Origin of the sequence: Faecalibacterium sp. AM43-5AT (assembly GCF_003603345.1) — a bacterium.
Taxonomy (GTDB): domain Bacteria; phylum Bacillota; class Clostridia; order Oscillospirales; family Ruminococcaceae; genus Faecalibacterium; species Faecalibacterium taiwanense.
In genome coordinates this window covers 33,430-55,821 of record NZ_QVGZ01000011.1, presented here as the reverse complement: position 1 = coordinate 55,821, position 22,392 = coordinate 33,430, and the positions used below count along the sequence as shown (strand labels likewise).

General features: G+C 52.4%; 19 protein-coding genes. 4 read left to right on the top strand and 15 right to left on the bottom strand.

Features of this window, described 5'->3' with window-relative positions; translation table 11 throughout:
* Positions 1-17: 17 nt before the first annotated feature.
* The 4 genes from DW937_RS11890 to DW937_RS11875 all read right to left on the bottom strand — a co-directional run bounded on the left by DW937_RS11890 (position 18) and on the right by DW937_RS11875 (position 5,236).
* A complete protein-coding gene (locus tag DW937_RS11890) occupies positions 18-950 on the bottom strand; it encodes an AEC family transporter (RefSeq protein ID WP_118526151.1) in 933 nt (310 codons plus the stop codon).
* Positions 951-1,034: 84 nt separating this feature from the next.
* Positions 1,035-1,871, bottom strand: coding sequence for a PRD domain-containing protein (locus DW937_RS11885; protein ID WP_005945634.1), 837 nt, complete (start codon positions 1,869-1,871; stop codon positions 1,035-1,037).
* Between the two features lie 39 nt (positions 1,872-1,910).
* Positions 1,911-3,365: a glycoside hydrolase family 1 protein gene (locus DW937_RS11880; protein WP_120080156.1), complete on the bottom strand. Its 1,455-nt coding sequence runs from the start codon at positions 3,363-3,365 to the stop codon at positions 1,911-1,913.
* Positions 3,362-5,236, bottom strand: coding sequence for a beta-glucoside-specific PTS transporter subunit IIABC (locus tag DW937_RS11875; protein WP_120121053.1), 1,875 nt, complete (start codon positions 5,234-5,236; stop codon positions 3,362-3,364). Before DW937_RS11875 ends, DW937_RS11880 begins: the two co-directional genes overlap by 4 nt.
* A 445-nt stretch (positions 5,237-5,681) precedes the next feature.
* Here DW937_RS11875 and yiaK point away from each other — a divergent pair, with 445 nt between their 5' ends.
* A complete protein-coding gene (yiaK, locus tag DW937_RS11870; RefSeq protein ID WP_120121051.1) occupies positions 5,682-6,683 on the top strand; it encodes a 3-dehydro-L-gulonate 2-dehydrogenase in 1,002 nt (333 codons plus the stop codon).
* A gap of 54 nt (positions 6,684-6,737) precedes the next feature.
* Here yiaK and DW937_RS11865 read toward each other — a convergent pair whose 3' ends face one another.
* The 6 genes from DW937_RS11865 to DW937_RS11840 all read right to left on the bottom strand — a co-directional run bounded on the left by DW937_RS11865 (position 6,738) and on the right by DW937_RS11840 (position 14,887).
* A complete protein-coding gene (locus tag DW937_RS11865; protein WP_120121049.1) occupies positions 6,738-7,637 on the bottom strand; it encodes an NAD(P)H-hydrate dehydratase in 900 nt (299 codons plus the stop codon).
* 1 nt (position 7,638) lies between these two features.
* Positions 7,639-10,239, bottom strand: coding sequence for a TetM/TetW/TetO/TetS family tetracycline resistance ribosomal protection protein (locus DW937_RS11860; protein WP_120121047.1), 2,601 nt, complete (start codon positions 10,237-10,239; stop codon positions 7,639-7,641).
* A 230-nt stretch (positions 10,240-10,469) separates the two neighbouring features.
* Positions 10,470-11,996 carry a 2,3-bisphosphoglycerate-independent phosphoglycerate mutase gene (gene gpmI, locus DW937_RS11855; RefSeq protein WP_097777545.1) on the bottom strand — a complete coding sequence of 509 codons (1,527 nt, stop codon included), beginning with the start codon at positions 11,994-11,996 and terminating at the stop codon, positions 10,470-10,472.
* 97 nt (positions 11,997-12,093) lie between these two features.
* The gene (gene tpiA, locus DW937_RS11850) at positions 12,094-12,864 is read right to left on the bottom strand and encodes a triose-phosphate isomerase (protein ID WP_005945612.1); all 771 of its coding nucleotides are present in this window, start codon (positions 12,862-12,864) and stop codon (positions 12,094-12,096) included.
* Between the two features lie 107 nt (positions 12,865-12,971).
* On the bottom strand, positions 12,972-14,180 hold the full coding sequence (locus tag DW937_RS11845) for a phosphoglycerate kinase (protein WP_120121045.1): 1,209 nt from the start codon (positions 14,178-14,180) through the stop codon (positions 12,972-12,974).
* A gap of 374 nt (positions 14,181-14,554) precedes the next feature.
* Positions 14,555-14,887, bottom strand: coding sequence for a Coenzyme F420 hydrogenase/dehydrogenase, beta subunit C-terminal domain (locus DW937_RS11840; RefSeq protein ID WP_120121044.1), 333 nt, complete (start codon positions 14,885-14,887; stop codon positions 14,555-14,557).
* Positions 14,888-15,363: 476 nt separating this feature from the next.
* Between DW937_RS11840 and DW937_RS11835 the strand changes: the two genes are divergently transcribed.
* Both DW937_RS11835 and DW937_RS11830 read left to right on the top strand, forming a co-directional pair.
* A complete protein-coding gene (locus tag DW937_RS11835; RefSeq protein WP_120121042.1) occupies positions 15,364-15,609 on the top strand; it encodes a type II toxin-antitoxin system RelE/ParE family toxin in 246 nt (81 codons plus the stop codon).
* Positions 15,606-15,893: a helix-turn-helix transcriptional regulator gene (locus DW937_RS11830; protein WP_120121040.1), complete on the top strand. Its 288-nt coding sequence runs from the start codon at positions 15,606-15,608 to the stop codon at positions 15,891-15,893. Before DW937_RS11835 ends, DW937_RS11830 begins: the two co-directional genes overlap by 4 nt.
* A gap of 146 nt (positions 15,894-16,039) precedes the next feature.
* On the opposite strand, the gene DW937_RS11825 is transcribed toward DW937_RS11830, so the two are convergent.
* Entirely contained in the window at positions 16,040-16,321 is a 282-nt protein-coding gene (locus tag DW937_RS11825; protein ID WP_165852931.1) for a helix-turn-helix transcriptional regulator, read from the bottom strand.
* A 298-nt stretch (positions 16,322-16,619) separates the two neighbouring features.
* On the bottom strand, positions 16,620-16,967 hold the full coding sequence (locus DW937_RS11820) for an AAA family ATPase (protein ID WP_120121037.1): 348 nt from the start codon (positions 16,965-16,967) through the stop codon (positions 16,620-16,622).
* Positions 16,968-17,238: 271 nt separating this feature from the next.
* On the opposite strand from DW937_RS11820, the gene DW937_RS11815 reads away from it, so the two are divergent.
* Positions 17,239-17,580 carry a helix-turn-helix transcriptional regulator gene (locus DW937_RS11815; protein ID WP_120121035.1) on the top strand — a complete coding sequence of 114 codons (342 nt, stop codon included), beginning with the start codon at positions 17,239-17,241 and terminating at the stop codon, positions 17,578-17,580.
* A gap of 352 nt (positions 17,581-17,932) precedes the next feature.
* Here the strand turns inward: DW937_RS11815 and DW937_RS11810 are convergent, their stop codons facing one another.
* The 3 genes from DW937_RS11810 to DW937_RS11800 all read right to left on the bottom strand — a co-directional run bounded on the left by DW937_RS11810 (position 17,933) and on the right by DW937_RS11800 (position 22,389).
* Positions 17,933-19,519, bottom strand: a complete 1,587-nt coding sequence (locus DW937_RS11810; protein WP_120121034.1) for a bacteriophage abortive infection AbiH family protein — start codon at positions 19,517-19,519, stop codon at positions 17,933-17,935.
* Between the two features lie 362 nt (positions 19,520-19,881).
* The gene (locus DW937_RS11805) at positions 19,882-21,549 is read right to left on the bottom strand and encodes an AAA family ATPase (protein WP_120121033.1); all 1,668 of its coding nucleotides are present in this window, start codon (positions 21,547-21,549) and stop codon (positions 19,882-19,884) included.
* 114 nt (positions 21,550-21,663) lie between these two features.
* The gene (locus DW937_RS11800; protein ID WP_133300980.1) at positions 21,664-22,389 is read right to left on the bottom strand and encodes a zinc ribbon domain-containing protein; all 726 of its coding nucleotides are present in this window, start codon (positions 22,387-22,389) and stop codon (positions 21,664-21,666) included.
* Positions 22,390-22,392 lie beyond the last annotated feature (3 nt).

Sequence of the window (22,392 nt, the reverse complement as noted above, 5' to 3'; positions counted from 1 at the left end):
GGAATAAGCGCAGCTCATCACAGCAGCAGATCGAACAGGCCGATCATTACCGGCATAGACACAATGGAAAGCAGAGTGGTCAGCACATACAGCGCGCTGGAATGCGCCGCATCGCGGTCATAGAGCTGAGCCATGGAGGTAACAGTAGCACAGGCAGGAGTGATGGCGGCAAGGTAGACCGTCATCAGGATGTTCTTGCCGTCGGCCACCCAGCTGGATGCATGGCAGACCCACAGCAGCACCAGAACCACCAGCGGGCATACCACCAGACGCAGCACTGTGGGCAGATAGTTGCGGCGGGTGCAGAACACCTCCCGCAGCGGCTTTTCTGCAATGGCCATACCGGCCAGCAGCATGCCCATCGGTCCCATCATGTTGCCCACTGTGCTCATGGTATTCTGCAGCGGTGCAGGCAGCACCACACGGAACCAGTACAGCAGTGCACCGGCTGCAATGGCGATCATATTGATATTGGTGAGCACCTTTTTCCAGTCCAGCGCACTGCTGCCCTGCAAAAGGGAACTGGCGTGGGTCCACAGCAGCACCAGCTGCACAATGATGAATGCGCAGGAGTAAATGACATACGCATCGCCCATCAAAGCCTTGACCAACGGGATCACCAGTGCAGCGGCGTTGCTGTAGATCACATTCACCTGCTCCACGGCATCCAGCTTGAGCGGGCGGCTCAACAGGGCGCTGAGCACCAGCAGCACTACATGGATAGCCGCCGCAATCGCCATGGAGTACAAAAGTCCCTTGCGGATCTCCGGCGTATCGTCGATCTGGAATGCGTTGATGATCACGCAGGGCGTGACCAGATACACCATGACCACCGAGAGCACCCGGCTGTCGCTGGCCTTCAGCAGCCCTGCTTTGACCACAGCATAGCCCATGATCAGGATCAGGAACAGCTGTGCGATTTGCTGGGCCAAAAGAATGCTGATCTGCATTGTTCTTCCTCTTTTCCGTCTTGTGTTGTAAAAGTCCAAAAGGAGAGCCGCCTTCCGCAAGGCAGCTCTCCCCTTTTTCTGATTTTATTTGCCGCTCGTCAGCCGCGCCACATGCAGCGCCAGATAAGCGGTTTCCTCGTTGGGCAAAAACACGCCGTACTTGCGCAGCACAAAGGTGCGTATTTTTTCCGCGCAGGTCACCGCTGCCGGATAATTCTGCTGCATCTGCTGGAACAAAAAGTCGTCCTCGCTGTCCATCAGTTTGCCGGAGAAGAACCGCTCGGCAAAATACTGCAGGTGGCTCACGAACCGCGCATAGTGGATGCTCTCGGTGCTCACCGGGCAGTGCATACTGTAGGTGACAATGTTGGACAGCTCACCGATCAGCTGCGCTGCCCGCATGGCATCGTAGCCGGCCTGCGGGTCCTGCCGGGCGTTGACGATATGGAAGGCGATGTTGCCTGCCTCTTCGTCCGGCAGCTCGATGCCAAGCTTTGCCTTTACCTTCTGCAGGCCGCGCTGGCCCACCGCGTACTCCTTGGGATAAAAATGCTTGATTTCCCAGAAGATACGGTTGGTCACCACAAGACCTTTTTGCTGGCGCTCCACTGCAAAATGCAGGTGGTCGGTCAGCAGCAGATAGATGTGCGCCGAAAGCTTGACTCCCAGCGACTGCTCTGCGTCGTCCACAATGTCCTGCGTCAGTTCCAGATAGGATGCCGGAATGCTGGAAAACAGCTCCAGCATAGGCTGTGCGTCCGGGTTGGACAATGGAAGGAACACGCGGTCTGAGGGCTGCCGTTCAATGGGCTCGCCCGCCTTGCGGCCATAGCCGATGCCCTTGCCCAGCAGGATGGATTCCTCGCCGCTGTCATCCTGCACCAGCACAACACTGCTGTTCAGCACCTTCTGAATGTGCATCGGTCCCTCCTCCTTCCGTTGAAACCTTAAGACTGCCGCTTAGTCCAGATCTTCGCCGTTGGAAGCAATGACCTTCTTGTACCAGTAGAAGCTGTCCTTACGGCTGCGGGCCAGAGTACCGTTGCCCAGATCATCCTGATCCACATAGATAAAGCCATAGCGTTTGGACATCTGGTTGGTGGATGCAGAGATCAGGTCGATGGGTGCCCATGTGGTGTAGCCCCACATCTCAACACCCTCATCGATGGCCTTGCCCATTTCGCTGATGTGCTGGCGGAAGTACTCTACACGGTAGGGGTCGTGGATGGAGCCGTCGGCCTCCACCACGTCCTTGGCACCCATGCCGTTCTCCACCACCATCAGCGGCTTGCGGTAACGGTCGTACAGCTCGATCAGGCTGTAGCGCAGGCCCTTGGGGTCGATCTGCCAGCCCCAGTCGGTGGAGGGCAGATACGGGTTCTTGACACCCAGCACGGTGTTGCCAGGGGTACGCTCTGCGTTCGGGTCCACAGACTCGGTCATGGTCATATAGTAGCTGCAGGAAACAAAGTCCACACAGCCTGCCTTCAGGGTGGCGGCATCCTCGGGCAGCATTTCCACGTGGATGCCCTTGCGCTCGAACATCTTGAGGATCAGGCGGGGGTACTCGCCCCAGACATGCACATCGGCATAGAACAGGTTTTCCAGATTCTTTGCCTGAGTAGCCAGCTCATCATCGGGTGCGCAGGTGCGGGCATAGGTGGTGAGCTTGGTCAGCATGCAGCCCACCTTGCTGCCGGGGATGATCTCGTGGCAGTCCTTTACTACCATAGCGCTGGCCACCAGCTGGTGGTGCAGGGCCTGATAGCAGGTCTCCAGCATCTTATCCTCGGGCACGCGGCTGGGGATGATGCCGGCGGTGGTGAAGGGGTGACGGATCACGCTGTCCACCTCATTGAAGGTGAGCCAGTACTTGACCTGATCCTTGTAGCGCTCAAAGCACGCATGGCAGAACTTTGCAAAGCAGTCGATCACGCGGCGATCCACCCAGCCATTGTACTTGGTGGCCAGTGCCAGCGGCATTTCGTAGTGGCTCAGCGTGACCAGCGGCTCGATGCCGTTCTTGTGCATCTCAGCGAACAGGTCGCTGTAGAACTGCAGGCCCTTTTCGTTCGGCTCTGCTTCCTCGCCGGTGGGGAAGATGCGGGTCCATGCAATGGAAACGCGCAGCATGGTAAAGCCCATCTCGGCAAACAGCTTCAGGTCTTCTTTGTAATGATGGTAGAAATCGATGCCGCGGCGCTTGGGATAATAGGTATCATCCGGGTCGGCCATGGCGGCAGCAATGTGTGCGTCGTCCATGGCAACATGGGACTTGTAATCCTTCACGTCGGTGTTGGGCTTGTAGGTGGCAACATCGGCCACGCTGGGGCCTTTGCCATCCACGTTCCATGCGCCCTCTACCTGGTTCGCGGCAACAGCGCCGCCCCAGAAAAAGCCTTTGGGGAAACTCATTTATTTGCCTCCAGTTTCAGCAGTGCGGCACCGGGCACCACAGCGCCCTCGGCCACAGTCTTGATGGTGAACTCATCGGCGTTGGTCACGACGATGGGGGTAGTTACATCATAACCGTCTGCTTTGATTCCGTCAAGGTCAAACTTCATCAGCAGCTGGCCCTTCTTGACAGTCTCGCCGTCCTTGACCTGCGGGTCAAAGCCCTTGCCATCGCGCTTGACGGTGTCCATGCCGATGTGCATGAGCAGTTCAGCACCGGCAGCGGTCTTCATGGAAACAGCGTGCTTGGTGCCGAACACGGACTCGATCACGCCGTCTGCAGGGGCATACAGCTCGCCCTTCTCGGGCACCACGGCAATGCCGTCGCCCAGGATCTTCTGGGAGAAAACTTCATCCTTGACCTCTTCCAGAGCAATGGCCTTGCCCTGCAGGGGGCTGCTGATGGTGGAATCCGCAACTGCTGCGTCTGCAGCAGTCTCGGGAGCGGGTGCAGCGGTCTCATCCTCTGCGGGAGTCTCGTCCTTATACAGGAAGAAGGACAGTGCGAAGGAAACAACAACGGAGATCACCAGACCAACTGCAGCCCACAGGATGTTCTTGCCGTTATCCGGGTCAACGAACATGGCCATGCCAGCCAGACCGGGGCCCATGGCAACGAATGCCTTGACCTTCATCAGGCCAACGAACAGACCACCGATGAAGCTGGAGGCCACAACAGACATCATCACCTTCTTGTGCTGCAGGGTAACACCGTACAGAGCAGGCTCGGTGATGCCGAACAGGCCGGAGATGCCAGCGGAGATTGCGGTAGCGCGCAGGTTCTCGTCCTTGGTCTTCAGTGCAACGCCGAGGCAGGCACCGCCCTCAGAGATGTTGTGTGCCAGAGAAGCAGGCATGTACAGCATTTCAAAACCGGGGTCGGAAATAGAAGCAACTGCATAGGGGACCAGAGCCTTGTGCATGCCCATGGAGATCATGAACGGCAGCACAGCAGCCAGCAGAGCAACGGCCAGCCAGCCCAGCGTGTTGTACAGAGCCAGGATCACGGTGGTCAGCAGAGCACCGATGTTGTAGCCCAGAGGTCCGAGGACGACCAGTGCCACAGGGAAGCCGATGCCGAAGCACAGCATGGGCACAAAGAACACGCGGATGGCCTTGGGGCACCACTTGTTGGCCCACTTCTCAATAAAGGACATGAAAATGACGGTCAGGATAGCCGGGAATACCTGTCCGCCGTAAGCGATGTTCTGCAGCTTGATGCCGAGGAAGTAAGCACCGCCCTCGGTCGCCAGCAGAGCGGAAACGCTGGGGTGGACCATGGCAGCAGCCAGAGCCACAGACACCAGCTTGTTGCAGTTGAACTTGGTTGCAGTGGTGAAGGCGACCATGACGGGCAGGTAGTACAGAGCTGCATCTGCCACGCCGACAAACACCTTATAGGCGATATCTCCGCTGCTCATCAGGCCCAGAGTGCTCAGCAGCACCATCAGAGCCTTCAGAACGCCTGCACCTGCAATGGCGGGGACCAGCGGCTGGAAGATGCCGACCATGTAGTCCAGAATAATGCCGCCGATCTCTTTTTTGCCCTTGGGGGCAGCGGGAGCTGCAGCCTGACCTGCGTTGAAGGTGCCCAGCTTGAGCAGCTCATCGTACACTTCGATGACATCGTTGCCGATGACCACCTGACACTGCGGGCCGCTGGAAATAACGCCCATAACACCGGCAGTCTTTTTCAGGGCTGCAGCATCCACCTTGGAGGTGTCTGCCAGAGTGAAGCGCAGGCGGGTGGAGCAGTGCTCGACCTGCACAACGTTCTTCTCGCCGCCAACCAGACGCAGCACGTCGGAGGCAGTCTGCTTGTAGTTCTTCATTTTGTTCTCCTTTATCTTGTGTGTGGTGGCATTTCCCTGCCGCCCGGCCGAAGCGGACAAAAGAAAAAAGACCCAACAGAATGACCCCGTGTACAATTTCTCCCGGAATCATAGTATCTGGCTACAATTCACCCAAAAGAAAAGGTATTCGTCATTCCATCAGATCCTGCCTGCATTACCAGTAACATGTCCAACTGGATATTGTGGTATTAGTATATCAATCATCTTTTCGTTTTTCAATATGACTTTTTCACAAAATAAATCTTAAAAAATTATGAAGTTCGTATATTCATTTGTTTTTTCACATAGCTGTCGGTGTGTGCTCGTGTACTCCTTTCACCGCCCTGCCCTGATGCCGACCGCACATCTTGCGCACCGCGCCGCCGCTTGTTATAATAAGTGTAACGATCTGTTTATCACTTTTTACATACAGGAGGTACCATCCATGCGCATTGCTTACGAGACTATGCTGGCCGAATTTGAGCGGGTCCTGATCAAATACGGTTTCAGTCCAGAGCGTGCCCACGAAGCGGCCGAGATCTTTGCCCAGAACAGTCTGGCCGGCGTGTTCAGCCACGGGCTGAACCGCTTCCCCCGCGTGGTGGAATACCTGCGCAAGGGCGAGATCGACCCCACCTCTGAGGCCGAGTGCATTGCCAGCTTTGGTGCCATGGAGCGCTGGGACGGCAAGCGCGGCTTTGGCCCGCTGAACGCCAAGCACGCCATGGACCGTGCCGTAGAGCTGGCTCATCAGTTCGGCATTGGCATGGTGGCGCTGGGCAACAACAACCACTGGATGCGCGGCGGCACCTACGGCTGGCAGGCCGCAGACGCGGGCTGCATCGGCATCTGCTGGTCCAACACCTGCCCCAACATGCCTGCATGGGGCGCAAAGGACAACCACATCGGCAACAACCCGCTCATTCTGGCCGTGCCGCGCTCGAACGGGGAACACATCATGGTGGATTGCGCCCTGAGCCAGTTCAGCTACGGCAAGCTGGAAACGATGCGTCTGGCCGGCAAGCAGCTGCCTGTGGCGGGCGGCTACGATGCAGACGGCAGACTAACCACCGACCCCGCTGCCATTGAAGAGACCCGCCGCATGATCCCCATTGGCTACTGGAAGGGCAGCGGCCTTTCCATCCTGCTGGATATGATCGGTACTATCCTGACGGGCGCAAACTCGGTGGCAAAGATCGGCACCTTTGGCGATGAAGTGGGCCTGACCCAGATCATGATTGCCATTGATCCGGCAAAGTTCCAGTCCGCCGACCTCACCGATGCCGTCATTGATGCCATTGCCGCCGATGTGGCATCCAGTGAACCTGCAGAGCCGGGCCGTGAGGTGCGCTGCCCCGGCATGGGCGAGCACCGCAGCCGCAAGGAGAACATGGAGCTTGGCATCCCGGTAGCCGAGGAAAAGTGGGCCGAAGTGCTGGCGATGTGATGTAATGTTAAAAGGGGTGTCTCTCCGGCAGACAGAGAGATACCCCTTTTCTTTTTATCTGTGGTTTTCCGCAAATATCCGGCCCAGCTGGGACAGGATATCATGCGGCAGCATTCCGTACTCGCCAAGCGCAGCAGCGGCACGGTCGGCAGCGGCACCGTGCAGATACACCGCGCAGGCCGCAGCCTCGTATGCAGGCAGGCCGCAGGCCAGCAGGGCCGCCGTCATACCGGCCAGTACATCTCCGCTGCCGCCCCGGGCAAGGCCTGGGTTTCCGGTAGGGTTTGTGCACACGCGGCCATCTGGTGCAGCCACCACGGTACGGCAGCCCTTGAGTACCACCACAGCGTTCCATTTTTTCGCATACTGCCGGGCGATTTCTTCCCGGTCGGCGTTGATCTCAGCCGCCGAAAGCCCGGTGAGCCGGGCCATCTCGCCGGGGTGCGGGGTCACGATCAGCTCTCCCGCCGGGTGTGGCAGCGTTTTGCCCTCGGCCAGCAGCTGCGCGGCGGCGTTCAGGCCGTCCGCATCCAGCACCGCGCTGCCTGCAAAGCCGGGCAGCAGCTTCTGCACCAGCGTGCGTGTTTCGGCCGCGCGGGCTGCACTCTGGGCTGTACCGCCAAGGCCCGGGCCCAGCAGCAGCACCGTCGCCTTCTGGCGCTGGAGCTGTGGAATGCTCTCCGGTGAGATGCCGCCTTCGGCCCCCGCCACGCAGGGACACAGACAGCATTCCGGCAGGCGGGCCACCGCAGCTGCCAATACCGGCTCCACGCTGGCCAGCGTCACAATGCCCGCACCGGTGCGCAGCGCACCCTCGGCAGCCAGCAGGGCCGCACCTCGGTAATATGCGCTGCCTGCCACAGCCAACACGGTGCCAAAGCTGCCCTTGTGGCTGTCGCGCGGGCGCGGCGGGATGCTGTGCCAGACAAACTCGGATGTGATCTCGGTTGACATTTTATGCTTCCCCCTGCACCAGTTTGCGGATCTGCTTTTCCACATTTTGCACTTCCTCATGGAACATGCGGGCGGAGACACGCAGCGCGCCGTGGCCCAGAATGATGATCTGCTCCATGCCGTCGGAAGTAGCCACACGCACCCGCCGCCCCTTGCCGATCTCATGAGTAACGTGCTCGATGAACATATCGGCGGTTTCGGCTTCCTTGGTGTAGACCACATGGATATTGTGGTACTGCTCAATGCTGCCGGGGCTGCCCGGCACACGATAGGCATCGAATACAAGAATAAGATTGCACTTCTGGTAGCCCTGATAGTTGCACAGAATATCCATCAGCTTGTGGCGGGCCGCTTCCAGACTGTCCTTTGCAAGGGCGTTCAGCTCATCCCATGCAAAGATGATATTGTAGCCGTCCACCAGCAGATATTCGGGCAGGATTTCCCACTGCTGGGCATCAAAATCCGGGCGTTCCCGCTTTTGCACCGGGCGGAATGCCGCCAGCGGGTCCCGTTTGATGGGGCCATAGGTGCGCTCGAAGATTTTGAGAAGCTCGGCATCCTCTTCCAGTGTCGCGCGGTAAGCCGCTGTCCGGCGCTGGGGCACGGCCTGCGTCTCCTGCTCCGGGCTTTTGCTTTTGCCCCAGCCGCTGTCCACATGCATGTGGCTGCGCACCTGATCCCAAGGCACCACAAAGCCCGCGCCATGGGCGCAGAACACCGAATCTGCCGGGTTGTCAAGGTCGTGCTCCGGCTCGTAGCCCACAGCTTCAATGATCTCCGCCGCATTGTGGCAGGGCCGGTAGCCGTCCAGCGTCAGGGTCAGGTGTCCCCGGCCCCGGGTATAGCCCACCACCTCCATGGGGTAGCTGCGCATGGTGGCCACCGGTGCAAAACCGGTGAGCACAGCAGCCTCTTCCCCGCTCTCTGGCGGGTCAAAGCTGCCCTCCATGCGCTGGATATCGGTCATGGCACGGCCAAGGTTTTCCACCGGCACTTCCAGCCGAAAGGCATACCATGGCTCCAGCAGCTGGCTTTTGGCCAGCATCAGGCCCTGCCGCACCGCGCGATAGGTGGCCTGCCGGAAATCTCCGCCCTCCGTGTGTTTAAGATGGGCGCGGCCCGCAATGAGGGTGATCTTCACGTCCGTCAGCGGTGCACCGGTCAGCACGCCAAGGTGCTGCTTTTCTTCCAGATGGGTCAGCACAAGGCGCTGCCAGTTCTTGTCCAGCACTTCTTCCCGGCAGTCGGCGGCAAACTGCATCCCGCTGCCGCGGGGCAGGGGCTCCAGCTTGACATGCACCTCCGCATAGTGGCGCAGCGGCTCGTAGTGGCCCACGCCCTCCATAGGCTCCGTGATGGTCTCCTTGTACAGAATGCCGCCGGGGCCGAACTCCACGTTCAGGCCAAAACGCTCTGCCAGCAAACTGCGCAGCACTTCCAGCTGCACCTCGCCCATGAGCTGCACATGGATCTCGCCCAAAGTCTCGTTCCATACCATATGGAGCTGCGGCTCCTCTTCTTCCAGCCGGTGCAGCTTGCCCAGTGCCGCGTGCACATCAGCCCCCTCCGGCAGCAGCACCTGATAGCTCAGCACCGGTTCCAGAACCGGCACATCGCTGTCGCGTTCCGCGCCAAGGCCCTCGCCCGGGCGCGCCTTGGTCAGGCCGGTGACGGCGCACACCTGCCCCGGGCCGATGGCTTCCGCCAGCGTATACTTTACGCCGGAGTACAGCCGCAGCTGGTTTGCCTTTTCCTCCCACGGCTCACCATCTGCTTCGCCGGAGAGCTGGGCCTTTACCTTCAGTTCGCCGCCAGTCACGCGCAGCCATGTCAGGCGCGTGCCCTGCTCATCCTGCGACACCTTAAACACCTTGGCACCAAAGGCATCCAGCGCGGGAGCCGGACGGGTATAGCGGTCGATGCCGTCCAGCAGAGCATCCACGCTTTCCAGTGCATCGTTTTCGGTACGCCGCAGCGCCGAACCGAACCAGCACGGGAACACATGCCGGCGTGCAACGGCCGGGATGAGGTCCGCATCGGTCAACTGCCCGGCATCCAGCATCCGATCCATCAGGTTTTCGTCACATAGGGCCAGTGCTTCGTCCCGGTCGGCCTGCGGCACATCAAAGGCCACAAAGCCCTCGCCCAGACGGTGGTTCAGCTGGGCGAGCAGCTCTTCCCTGCTCTTGCCGGGCAGATCCATCTTGTTCACGAACACAAAGGTGGGCACATGGTAGCGCCGCAGCAGCCGCCAAAGCGTCTCGGTGTGGCTCTGCACGCCGTCGGTGCCGCTTACCACCAGCACAGCATAGTCCAGCACCTGCAAGGTGCGCTCTGTCTCGGTGGAAAAATCCACATGTCCGGGGGTGTCCAGCAATGTGATATCCGTATTGCCCGCCGTCAACAGGGCCTGCTTGGAAAAGATGGTGATGCCGCGCGCTTTTTCAAGCGTGTCGGTATCCAGAAAGGCATCCTTGTGATCCACACGGCCCAGCTTGCGGATCGCGCCGGAGCGGTAGAGCATGGCTTCCGAAAGGGTGGTCTTGCCGGAGTCCACATGGGCAAGGATGCCCAGAACGATTTGTTTATGCGTTGTTTCCATCCGCTTCTCCTACAATCAAAAATTCATTTTTATTGTAGCACGGATGGGGAGAAAAGAAAAGTTTTTGATTTAGAATGGGGTCGAAACCCAAAAACGCAGTTTATCTTATCGGCTTTTCGCGTGAAAAAACAGCTCTGGAAAATCCGCAGATTTTCCAGAGCTGTAAATATAAGAATAACAATTCCGCTATTCATAGCCAAAGCGAACGCGTCGGCCATTTTAACGGTCAATTACTCCACAATGATGCTCTTGCCGGTCATTTCAGCAGGCACGGGCAGACCGATATACGGCAGCATGGTGGGAGCGATATCGGCAAGGCAGCCGCCCTCACGCAGCTTCACATCGCCGCAGCCAACAGCCACAAAGGGCACCACGTTGGTGGTGTGTGCGGTGAAGGGGGTGCCGTCCGGGTTCATCATCTTCTCAGCGTTGCCGTGGTCGGCAGTGATGAAGGCGCAGCCGCCGGCCTTCAGCACAGCGGACACCACCTGATCCACAGCGGTATCCACGGCCTCAACGGCCTTGACCGCAGCATCGAACACGCCGGTGTGGCCGACCATATCACAGTTTGCGAAGTTCAGGATCACCACATCGTACTTGCCGCTCTCGATGCGCTTGACGCACTCGGCAGCAACCTCGGGGGCGCTCATCTCGGGCTTCAGGTCATAGGTGGCGACCTTCGGGCTGGGGATCACGCAGCGGTCCTCGCCCTCGTAGGGAGCCTCCACGCCGCCGTTGAAGAAGAAGGTGACATGAGCGTACTTCTCGGTCTCGGCAATGCGCAGCTGAGTCTTGCCATTCTCGGACAGGTACTGGCCCAGAACGTTCTTCAGCTCCACAGGCGGATAGGCGACCTCGCAGTTGGGCATGGTGGCATCGTATTCGGCCATGCAGACATAGTTCACCTGCTTGCGGCCGCCGCGGCGCTCAAAGCCGGTGAACGCATCGTCGCAGAAGATACGAGTCATCTGGCGGGCACGATCGGGACGGAAGTTCATGAAGATCACAGTGTCGCCGTCCTGCACGCGGCCACCCTCACAGGTGACGCAGGGCAGAACGAACTCGTCGGTCTTGTCTGCTGCATAGGATGCCTCGATGGCCTCGGCAGCGTTGGCGGCATGATTGCCCTCGCCGTAGACAAAGGCAGCATATGCCTTCTCTTCACGATCCCAGTTGTTATCGCGATCCATGGCGTAGTAACGGCCGGAGACGCTGGCGATCTTGCCGATGCCCAGCTCGTCCAGCTTGGCCTGCAGGTCGGCCAGGAAGCCCTTGCCGGAGTGCGGGTCGGTATCACGGCCATCGGTGATGCAGTGCAGGTAAACGTTCTTTGCACCCAGATGTTTTGCCATTTCCAGCACGCCGAACCAGTGGTCTGCGTGGCTGTGCACACCGCCGGTGCCCACCAGACCCATCAGATGGATGGCCTTGCCGGCATCGATGGCAGTCTTCATGTTCTTGACCAGAACCGGGTTCTGGAGCATCTCGCCGTCCTTGATGGACTTGGTAATGAGGGTGAGCTGCTGGTACACGATTCGGCCAGCGCCCATGTTGGTGTGGCCAACCTCAGAGTTGCCCATCTGGCCCTCGGGCAGACCGACGGCCATACCGGAAGCGTCGATGGTGGTCATGGGATATTTTGCCATCAGAGCATCGAGGTGGGGTTTCTTTGCGGCGACCACGGCGTTGCCGAAGGTCTCCTCCGGCACCCAGCCGAAGCCATCCATGATGCACAGAAGAACAGGTTTCTTTGCCATAAAATTGAATCTCCTTTGAATTTAACAAATCAGCGCCCGGCACAGCGCTGGAAATGCGGCGCAGCCGGGCGCTGAAACAGCTGATTTAAACCGTCGATCAGCCCTTGGTGGCTGCATTGACGATCACTGCAAAGTCGGGAGCCTTCAGGGATGCGCCGCCGATCAGGCCGCCGTCCACATCCTTTTTGCTCAGCAGTTCCTCGCAGTTCTTGGCATTCATGCTGCCGCCGTACTGGACAGTGGTAGCCTCGGCAACTGCCTCGCCGTACACCTCGCCGATCACCTTGCGGATCTGGCCGCAGACTTCCTCAGCCTGATCGGCAGTAGCGGTCTTGCCGGTGCCGATGGCCCAAATGGGCTCGTAAGCGATCACGACATTTGCCATCTGCTCAGCGGTCACATCACGCAGAGCGATCTTGGTCTGCATACGCACCAGCTCTTCGGTCACGCCCTCTTCGCGCTGCTGCAGGCTCTCGCCCACGCAGATGATGACCTTCAGACCGGCGTTCAGAGCAGCCAGAGCGCGCTTGTTCACGGTCTGGTCAGTCTCGGCGAAGTACTGGCGGCGCTCAGAGTGGCCCACAATGACGTACTCCACGCCCAGATCTACCAGCATGTCAGCGCTGATCTCGCCGGTGAAAGCGCCGGACTTCTCGAAGTGAACATTCTCAGCACCCACATGGATGTTGGTGCCCTTGGTCTTTTCCACAGCGGTGACCAGATCGGTATACGGGGTGCAGATGACCACCTCGCAGCCTGCGTCCTGAACAGCGGGAACCAGCTCGTCCACCAGAACAGCAGCCTCGGAGGCAGTCTTGTTCATCTTCCAGTTGCCTGCAATGATAGCCTTACGCTTTGCCTTATCCATGATACTCTATCTCCTTTATTTACCTTCTATCGTGCAGAAAGCTCTGCACAAACAAAAAGATGCGGCGGCGCTAAAGCCGCCGCACCCATTATGATGCCGGGATCAGATTATGCGTTCTGAATGACTGCGATGCCGGGCAGCTCCTTGCCCTCCAGATACTCCAGAGAAGCGCCGCCGCCGGTGGAGATGTGGGTCATCTTGTCGCCCAGCCCCATCTGCTGCACAGCTGCTGCGCTGTCGCCGCCGCCGATCACGGTGGTAGCATCGCTCTCAGCCATAGCCTTGGCAACTGCCAGAGTGCCAGCTGCCAGAGTGGGGTTCTCAAACACGCCCATGGGGCCGTTCCACACAACGGTCTTGGATGCCTTGACAGCATCGGCAAACAGCTTCATGCTCTCGGGGCCGATGTCGCAGCCTTCCATGTCAGCCGGGATCGCGGTGACAGGAACAACCGTGGTCTCAACAGGAGCGTCGATGGGATCGGGGAAGTCCTTGATGCAGACAGCATCAACGGGCAGCAGCAGCTTCACGCCCTTCTCCTGAGCCTTGGCCATCATCTCCTTGCAGTAATCCAGCTTGGAATCGTCGCACAGGCTCTTGCCGACCTCGTAGCCCTGAGCCTTGACGAAGGTGTAAGCCATGCCGCCGCCGATGATCAGAGTATCGACCTTCTCCAGCAGGTTGGAGATAACATTCAGCTTGTCTGCGACCTTTGCGCCGCCCAGAATAGCGGTGAAAGGACGAACGGGATCGTTCACAGCGTTGCCCAGATACTTGATCTCCTTCTCCATCAGGTAGCCGACAGCGGTATCCTTGATGAAGTCGGTGACACCTGCAGTGGAGCAGTGTGCACGGTGGCAGCTGCCGAATGCATCGTCAACATATGCATCAGCCAGAGAAGCCAGCTCTTCGCTGAACGCAGGCATGTTCTTGGTCTCTTCCTTGCGGAAGCGGGTGTTCTGCAGCAGAACGACATCGCCGTTGTTCATGGCAGCAACAGCAGCCTTTGCGTTCTCGCCCACAACATTGTCGTCGTCAGCAAACACAACGGTCTTGCCCAGCTTTGCGCTCAGAGCCACAGCAACGGGTGCCAGGCTGAACTTTGCCTCGGGGCCGTTCTTGGGCTTGCCCAGATGGCTGCACAGGATGACTTTTGCGCCATCGTTGACCAGCTTCTGGATGGTGGGCAGAGCTGCGTTGATGCGGTTCTCGTTGGTGATGACACCGTCCTTCATCGGGACGTTGAAATCGCAACGGACAAGCACCTTCTTGCCGCAGTAGTTCTGATCGTCGATCGTCTTCTTACCTAAACCCATGGTAATAAACTCCTCTCAAGTTTTAATTTCTGAACTAGAGTTTCGCTCGCATTCGGGGGATCTTGCCCCGTTACTCTACTATTATAAACAAAAACCGTGCACATTGCAAGGTTGCAAGATAGATAATAGTTTAACAAACATTTGCCGCTGATGCACGGAAATGTGTGTATTTTGACCGAAAGCCGCAGCCTTACCGTGTTTTCCGGCAGAACATTCCGCAAATGCGGTCATACATTCCCCATATGAACTTCTGGTTCCGCTGATCCCGCTCAAAAATTGCTTCCACACCAGCATAGCCGCTCGCCTTATACTTCCTGAAAAATTTTATTTCTCAGTCTGGTATGCTTCGTTGGCCGGTTCAGCTGCGTATTCTCCTAAGCAATGTTAGAAAATTCAACCGGATAGCTTTCTATCTTCGCACCGTATTTCTCGACAAGGTGTTGTCCGCGTTCCGTGTTTATCAGCAGGCAGGAAACGCCTTCTTTGCTATTGATCGTTCCTCCCTGTTCCACCAGAAGCTGCGGATCATATTTCTGAACGCCCCAATAATCTCCAATGGTAATGTCGCCCACACGCTGTCTTTGTGCGTAAGGGCATTGGTAGCAGCAGTCTCTATATATCTCACCACTCAAAAAATAATGATAATAAGATTCTGTATCCGGGTTTACAACACCTTCTACTTCTGCATCCAGTTCCAGCCACTGCAATTTTGTATTTTTTCATATTTTTCTCCTCACTTTTCTCTTTATAAAACAGCAATAAGCCTACGGCGGGTCGCACAAAGGCAATCCACCGTAGGCTTGAACTCTCCTTCAATCTTTATTTGTTGCTCCTTTTTGTGGGTCAAAACAGAGCTTCCAAAAGCCACCTACATATAGCCCTCAGGATTTCCCGCTTCTTGCAGTTTTTCAACAAATAAAACATTTGAAGGACAACTCAAGCCGTCAAAACCCTTTAGTTATCGTGGTATTTCTTGGTTGACCCTATGCGGTTGTCAAGTAAGGAACAAAAATTTTTGCAAAAAATAAGCCTTTCCAAGCCGAAACCGATACGGTTTCAAACTCGGAAAGACTTCTCTTGTTATTTTTTCGATTTGAGCTTTTCTCTCCTTCTTGATGCGTGATAGCATTTGTGCTATCATATAAATAGAAAATCACATTGCCACTTTGGAGACAATATTCTAATGTATGAGATTGAATTTTACGAAACAGAAGATGGAAAGTGTCCTATCTGGGATTTTCTTGAAGCTTTACGCCTCAAGGCTCCTACCAATAAAGATGCACGGATACAGCACAAACAGGCAAGCCTCTACATTGAACTACTTCATCAGTTTCGAAAGAAATCTCAAAAAACGCCTAAACGCGAAATTGAGAAAGCAAAAGCAGAGCGCAACGACTATCTTCGCAGAAAGGAGACTGCTAAATTATGAAAACATGGAATGATTACAAAGAATACGTTCGTACTGTAGACCCTAAAACAGCAAAGGACATCAAAGAAACAGAGGAAGTGGCTGCAATTGTCACTGCCATGGTTGAGCAGCGGAATGCGCTTGGCCTAAGCCAACGCGAACTTGCCGCCATGTGCGGTCTGCCGCAATCCTCTGTTGCAAGAATCGAGTCCTGCAAAACAACGCCTAATCTCGGAACCCTCTTGAATATTTTCCAGCACCTCGGATTAACGCTTACTGTTTCTCCCGTCAATCCTACCGTGTAATTTCTTATCACGGAGTCTGCTTCATTCAGCAGGCTCTTTTTTCTTTTTCTGTACTAGCATTCCCTTTCATCTTTTCGAGCGAAATTATAGCAGCATTTTCTCCGCGTCATATCATCCCCTAAATTGGCATTTTACCCTGCCACCAATCATTTGCCTTCAATAGTTTTCAGTTCTTCAAGGTGATAGTCGCCATGATAGAATTTAGAAACATCCATATCAAGAGCTTCAATTACCCGACACGCCAAGCCAAAAGAAGAAGTCAAAATGTTTCTTTCCCCAGATTCCAGCCTTTGATATTGACGTAAAGTTATATTGGCTCGATCAGCAACCTCTTGTTGCGTCATCCTTAACATTTGTCGTCTTTCCGATAAGACAGCCGCTGCTGTTGGAATTATCGTTTGAAAACCATCTAAAATTCCACCACTCATAGGAATCGCCTCCTCCATTACGTCCATTTGGTCATATTGTACGACCAATCGGACGTAATGTCAAGTCAAATACTTTTAGAGGTTCAAGCCTATTTTCGATTAACATTCGTTCTCAAATTCATTTTCTTCGAGCGAAATAACAACCGCATTTTTCTCAGCATCATACCGTCCTTTAAATTGATGGTCTTTTTTCTACAGCTAGACCATTTGTTTCCAGAAGCGCATGCAAAGAGCCATTCTGAAAAATCCACACTGAATAGGCGGTTCTGCATCCAGTGCGAAACCACCTGTTCATTTTTCACATTACTTTTATTGGAAACACAACTGCATTAAGCTCAGGTAGATACTTACCCTCTACCCTATGAAATTCTAACGGAGAAAAATTGTTTGCCTCAACCAAGCGATCGATGAACTGCTGGCTGCAAATTCGCATATAAATCACTTTTTGCGGCGCACCAATTTTGCATCCGTCCGGGGTCTTACCTCCTGTTGAAAGTTCCGCAATCAGATTCATCATCAGGGTAGATTTTCCATCGCCGGGATCACCCTGTAGCAGTGTAATTTTCCCGATTGCAATAAACGGATACCACAACCACCGAACATCTGTTGACTGAACTTCGCTGTACAGTGTCAGCAGCCGTTTCATTTCATTTTCCCCACTTTAGTTTCACAGTTTGATTTCATGCTTCTATTATACGCTTGTCAGATGTTTTTTTCTGTAAGCCAGCAGGTCACTTGTTCCTTAAAATGTGACCTGCTGGGTCACATTTTTGCCTCAGAAGCCATCTCCGCCAGAGGGAAAAAACAAAAATTCTGACTGCTAAGCGGATTGCTCTTTGAGTTTTTCTTGATTCATTTCTCTATAAGTCAAATAATTAAAGTATTCTTATGCGGGCATTTGAAAGGAAGATTGCCATATGTCCGTAAATTGTACTTCTCTTGGAAAACGAATCAGCTTCTACCGTTCAAAATCGAATCTGTCGCAGGAAACCCTCGCCGCAAAAGTCAACTGCAGCCGTGAACACATTGTCCGTATCGAAAATGGGACAAAGATTCCTAGCATTTCTGTTCTTGTCGAGATTGCCAACGCCTTATCCGTTTCTGCGGATGAGCTTTTGCTCGACTGTCTTGAACATTCATCTTCCTCTGCAAACTCCGAAATTCACCGCTTGCTGTTGGACTGTAATGAAACTGAGCAGGCTGTCATTATCCGCATGGCAAAGGAGTTAAAGGCTACTCTTATCAGCCTTGGAATTTAACATTTTTCGCAGTAAAAACACATAATAAAACGGCCCGCATAAGCTGCAGACGCACCCTCGAATTCTCCTGGGTGCTGTCTGTGGTTTATGCGGGCTTGACTAATTTCATTTTGGAAATGTTACATATACTCCTTTTACAATTTCTCTTACCTCTATACTGTCTTGTTCATCTTCAATCAAAATATTGATTTTTTCTCTACTTTCCCTTGTTATGCGGTTGTCAAGTAGGGCTTATCTGCTTTACTCTATATTTTTAAATTTTAGTCTAACGGTATCCAACTATTTTCCGCCGCCCTCTTAAATCAAAACCGCTCTGCTATCGTCTACATAAGGTTTTAACTTTTCAACCAACTCATATACCTCTTCCAACAAACTTATTCATAACATCCTTACCCAAATACTCCTTACTCCTTGCATCCCGCATCTGCTGATTGGCAATCAGTTTCCCAGTATTAAGATCATACTTTCTTACGCGATTATTATATACAAAGATAATATCATCTTCATTAAGAAATATGTGTCTAAGTCTTCGGTTTATAAGGCTCTGATGCAAAAAACTTTCTAATACGCTGACAAACGTCCACCCCTTTGCTTGTCGCTTGAAGAAGATTATGTTTCTATCTAAATCATCCATTACAACAAAAATGCAATGCTCATAAATTACTATACTCTTTGCATGATTCGGAAGGATAATTTCATACGAATCAGCAATCGTCAAATCATACATTTGTCTTATCGTAACAGTGATCTCATCCTCTTGAAAAATTCTCGGTTTCAATGCCCTTTGAGATGCCTTTCCGTTGCCAACTTTTTTGGGTTTCGTCCAAATGCTGTCTGTCCGAAAGATATCGTAATTCTTTATGTTCAAACTTTTTACCAACTCAGCCATATTTCGGAGATCATTTAGGCCATAAATTCCAAAACACCAATGCGCATTCGATGCTTTTTTATTCACTTCAATAAAATAATCCCAATCAACTAGTGAGATTGAATGCCCAATCACAACAATCTGTTCAGTGCACGCCAATCCATCAAAAAAAGCCTGATTGTTTTTAATAATTTCTTGACTGTCCTTGGTTAAATCCTTATCATACTGTCCGATCAAGTCAAACACATTGTCCTGTGCTACATCAATCATAGCCTGACGATAATTTTGCGGCTTCCTATTTTTCTGATGAAAATTTCCTGCCGCTCCTGGCTTATGTCCAAGAATCAATTTTTTCTTCTTTTTTCTGCTCCCATGGATGTAACAAACTTCTTTTACACCATACAGCGTTTCAATAAATTCTGTATAGTTAAAATCAAGGACCTTTCCCTGTGGATGAATAAGTCCATTCAGTGGTCGATCATCAGTTCCAACCTCAAGGCGCTCAATCCATCTACGAAAGGTCGGCTGAAGGTTATTTACTAAATTGGCCATTGGTGCCGCTGCAGCTTCCACAGCCATATAGAACTCCGCAGCGCCACTATCCTCATCACCATAAACCCCAAAATCGTCAAGCCACATATCGATGATATTCCTGCTCCCCATCAAATTGAGATTCAAAGTACCAAGTGCGTTTTCAAAGTCCGCCCATATGTCTTCGGCTGTTAATGCTGTTTCAAGACTATATCGAAGACTATTATTCTTGCCAAGACTATCACGAAAGTTATAGTAGCTTGAGGGGACTCTATGCATCAAGTCAAAGCCATTCCCTATAATATAAAGTGTATGTGCTGAAGGATTTACACTTTCCATCAAGATTGGTTTATATGTTTGCACTTTTGCCTCAAATAGTTTTCGCTCCTGTTCTTTCTGTTCTTGCCATTTTAAGTTTTCAGCTTGTTCCCGAATTTTTTCCTGCTTCTCATACCACTTTTTGTTGCAAATACGGCAGTATGAATTATCAGTTTCACTCAGAAATTGTTTGCCACAAGTTTTACAATTCTTTACTTCCATAGTTTAGACTGGCGTAATTCGCCCTAACTCCCAATGTTTTCGTTCGTATTCATCAATAGTCTTCAATTCTTCGCCAAGTTAATAGGCTCTCCATCGTTTTTATGATACCATGAATTTAACGTTCTTACAAGGCAATTTCATTCTACCTTCCCCATGTTGCTTAGGTCTTTCTTTTCTTTTACACTAGCCATAACAAAAGAGTTAAAGGCTACTCTTGTCAGCCTTGGAATTTAACATTCATCTGTATTAAAATCACAAATTAAAAAGCTCGCATACGCTGCAAACGTACCCTCGAACAAGCTTGAGTACTGTCTGTAGTTTATGCGAGCTTCACTTTATAACTCTTTAAGATTAAGGACAACTTATTTTTTCTTTACCATGCAGCGTTTCTTAAAGAACGAAATACCGTAGCAAAGAATTTGATCGTAGTCGTCCTCATATTCCTTCGCGTACATCCGATTATCAATTTGCCGCAGAGCCATATCGCATTCGCTCTCCAGATTTTCCAGTACTTTCGTGTACTTTGCTTCAAAGATTGCAACACGGGCATTGATGGAATCGTATACAACCACATCGCTTCGACCTTCTCCATGCTCCTTGTTGGAGTCTACCATATATCCGGCACCTGTAAAAATGCCCGCAAGGAAAGCGTGGTAGAAGTCTTCCCGATAGTCATGATAGCTGATGGTACGCCGGAGAAGAGCATTCATTTCTCTTGTAATGCCCTCACTGTCACCGTTCCAGACTGCATCGAACAAAGCATTTCGATTCCACTTCTTCGTACTGTCATCAAACCATTTAATGACTGTCGTTTCAAAAATCTCTTTGATTTCTGCATTCGGAATCATAAGGGCAACCATGTCATCTGGCAGCTCTCCCTTATAATCTTCTTCACGAGCTTTGGTCAAGTATCCTGTCAGATACAGCATACTCCAGAGGTTATCTTCCGAGGAGTGTAGATAATTATAGGTCAGGTTTTCATCCACACGCTGAACAATGCAGCCGCCAGCCATCAGGGTTTCAAGTTTATTTGTGATTGTACTCCCCGCATAGTCAATAAAGGAACGGATAATGGCATTGTCACTGGTATTCTTCCAGTAGCTGATGGGCTTGGCATTCGAATTGCGCTGCAGTTCTAGCAAGTAATTCATTACATCCCATGGACAATAAACATCAAAGTCACCAAAATGGTATCCATCATACCATTTCTTGATATTCTCAGCTTGCTCTGTTAAGTCAGCATCTTTTAATAACTGATTGACCTCGCTCTGCACGAATCCAAAATACTCATTTAGACGAGAGTTCGTGATAGTATCCGATACGAAATTATTTGTTCCTGTAAAGATGCTCTCTTTTGCAATCTTCAAACAGCCCGTAACAACTGCAAATTGAAGAGCTTGATTGTCTTTCAGTGCTTGCATCAGGCCTTTCATGACATCGAGCATTTCATCATAATAACCGTTATTGTTCGCTTTTGCTACGGGTACATCATACTCGTCTATAAGAAGAATTACAGGCTTTTCATAGTAACTTTGCATCATCGTTGTCAAAAGCATAAGGCTGCTCTTAACTTCTTTTATGGAGCCACTGCCATGTGCAAGATGCTCAAACGCTGTTTTTTGGAACTCTGTAGCATTTTCACTATCAAGCAAATAAAGATGTTTGTTGTACAAATCTGCTATCACCATTGTGAGCATATCATACGCCCCGGTGAAATCCAGTCCATCTACTTGCCGAAACGAAACAAAAATTGTAGGATATTGGTTCATCCACTCATCACATAATGCCTGATGCTCTGCAATTTCCAGTCCTTCAAACAACTTTCTGCTGTCCTTGCGGATGTCAAAGAAGCTTTCCAGCATACTCATACCAAGCGTCTTACCGAAACGCCGTGGGCGAGTGATAAGTGTCACTTCTGATTTTTCGTTCAAAATTTCCGTAATCAGGCCAGATTTGTCAATATAATAAAACCCACCGTTCCGAATCTTCTCAAAGTCCGAAATACCAACCGGGATGTTCAATTTTTTCATCTCTGCTGCTCCTTTCACATAGCCACGCACAGACTTTTCATCGCTTCTATGATACCATGAATCTCGTGTTCTTACAAGAAAAATTCTGCTTACCGCATTGATTCTGGCTACGGTTCATTCAGCATAGCCTGCCAGCACATCTTCAAATGGAAAACGAATTTTCACGCGCTCATCATTGAAAACCTCGATGCGATCAATAAAGGTTTCCACCACATTCTGCGATAAGTGCATCACATCGCCTGCTTTTCCCACGGTATCCATCACGGCTTGCAAATTATCAGCATCCTTCTTCACAGGCTGGAAAATTTGATTTTTCTCAGTACGCAGCCTTTGAATCTGCTCCATTCTTTCATCTTCCTGCGCTCTGTAGGCATCTCTCTGCCGGATGAATTCTTCCTTGCTTATATTTCCGTCGGCATACTGCTCATACAGTGCAACGCGCTGTTTTACGATCTCTGCCTTTTCTGCGCTAAGCTTTTCTTCCTGCCGTTCCAGTGCAGAGAAGCGGATCAAGGCTTTGCGTTCCCGTTCGTGCAGGACTTCCAGTATATGCTCCGCCTGTTTTATCTGCGCTGTCAGTGCATTTCGGACAATCTCTTCCAGCAATTTCTCAGAGATTGGGATTCGCTTGCAGGGACTGTCCACCGCTGCGGCTGAGAATCTGCAGTTAAACGAGGGGCCAAGTTTCTTGAGAACACGATATTTCATCAATTTTTGGCAATAGCCGCAGTAGACCTTGCCTTTCAAGGGATACTGGTGTTTTGTGTAGTTCCCGGCCTGATGATTCCCATGCTGCAGCATAATAACCTTTTGTGCCTGTTCAAATTCTTCCGGGGTCACGAT

What these genes read in the sequence shown, in the direction of transcription:
- DW937_RS11875 (WP_120121053.1), bottom strand. Translation starts at nt 5,236, where the DNA reads ATGAAGAACTACAAGCAGACTGCCTCCGACGTGCTGCGTCTGGTTGGC.
- DW937_RS11880 (WP_120080156.1), bottom strand. Translation starts at nt 3,365, where the DNA reads ATGAGTTTCCCCAAAGGCTTTTTCTGGGGCGGCGCTGTTGCCGCGAAC.
- yiaK (WP_120121051.1), top strand. Translation starts at nt 5,682, where the DNA reads ATGCGCATTGCTTACGAGACTATGCTGGCCGAATTTGAGCGGGTCCTG.
- DW937_RS11820 (WP_120121037.1), bottom strand. Translation starts at nt 16,967, where the DNA reads ATGAAACGGCTGCTGACACTGTACAGCGAAGTTCAGTCAACAGATGTT.
- DW937_RS11830 (WP_120121040.1), top strand. Translation starts at nt 15,606, where the DNA reads ATGAAAACATGGAATGATTACAAAGAATACGTTCGTACTGTAGACCCT.
- DW937_RS11815 (WP_120121035.1), top strand. Translation starts at nt 17,239, where the DNA reads ATGTCCGTAAATTGTACTTCTCTTGGAAAACGAATCAGCTTCTACCGT.
- DW937_RS11865 (WP_120121049.1), bottom strand. Translation starts at nt 7,637, where the DNA reads ATGTCAACCGAGATCACATCCGAGTTTGTCTGGCACAGCATCCCGCCG.
- DW937_RS11890 (WP_118526151.1), bottom strand. Translation starts at nt 950, where the DNA reads ATGCAGATCAGCATTCTTTTGGCCCAGCAAATCGCACAGCTGTTCCTG.
- DW937_RS11860 (WP_120121047.1), bottom strand. Translation starts at nt 10,239, where the DNA reads ATGGAAACAACGCATAAACAAATCGTTCTGGGCATCCTTGCCCATGTG.
- DW937_RS11835 (WP_120121042.1), top strand. Translation starts at nt 15,364, where the DNA reads ATGTATGAGATTGAATTTTACGAAACAGAAGATGGAAAGTGTCCTATC.
- DW937_RS11845 (WP_120121045.1), bottom strand. Translation starts at nt 14,180, where the DNA reads ATGGGTTTAGGTAAGAAGACGATCGACGATCAGAACTACTGCGGCAAG.
- DW937_RS11810 (WP_120121034.1), bottom strand. Translation starts at nt 19,519, where the DNA reads ATGGAAGTAAAGAATTGTAAAACTTGTGGCAAACAATTTCTGAGTGAA.
- DW937_RS11885 (WP_005945634.1), bottom strand. Translation starts at nt 1,871, where the DNA reads ATGCACATTCAGAAGGTGCTGAACAGCAGTGTTGTGCTGGTGCAGGAT.
- gpmI (WP_097777545.1), bottom strand. Translation starts at nt 11,996, where the DNA reads ATGGCAAAGAAACCTGTTCTTCTGTGCATCATGGATGGCTTCGGCTGG.
- tpiA (WP_005945612.1), bottom strand. Translation starts at nt 12,864, where the DNA reads ATGGATAAGGCAAAGCGTAAGGCTATCATTGCAGGCAACTGGAAGATG.
- DW937_RS11825 (WP_165852931.1), bottom strand. Translation starts at nt 16,321, where the DNA reads ATGAGTGGTGGAATTTTAGATGGTTTTCAAACGATAATTCCAACAGCA.
- DW937_RS11805 (WP_120121033.1), bottom strand. Translation starts at nt 21,549, where the DNA reads ATGAAAAAATTGAACATCCCGGTTGGTATTTCGGACTTTGAGAAGATT.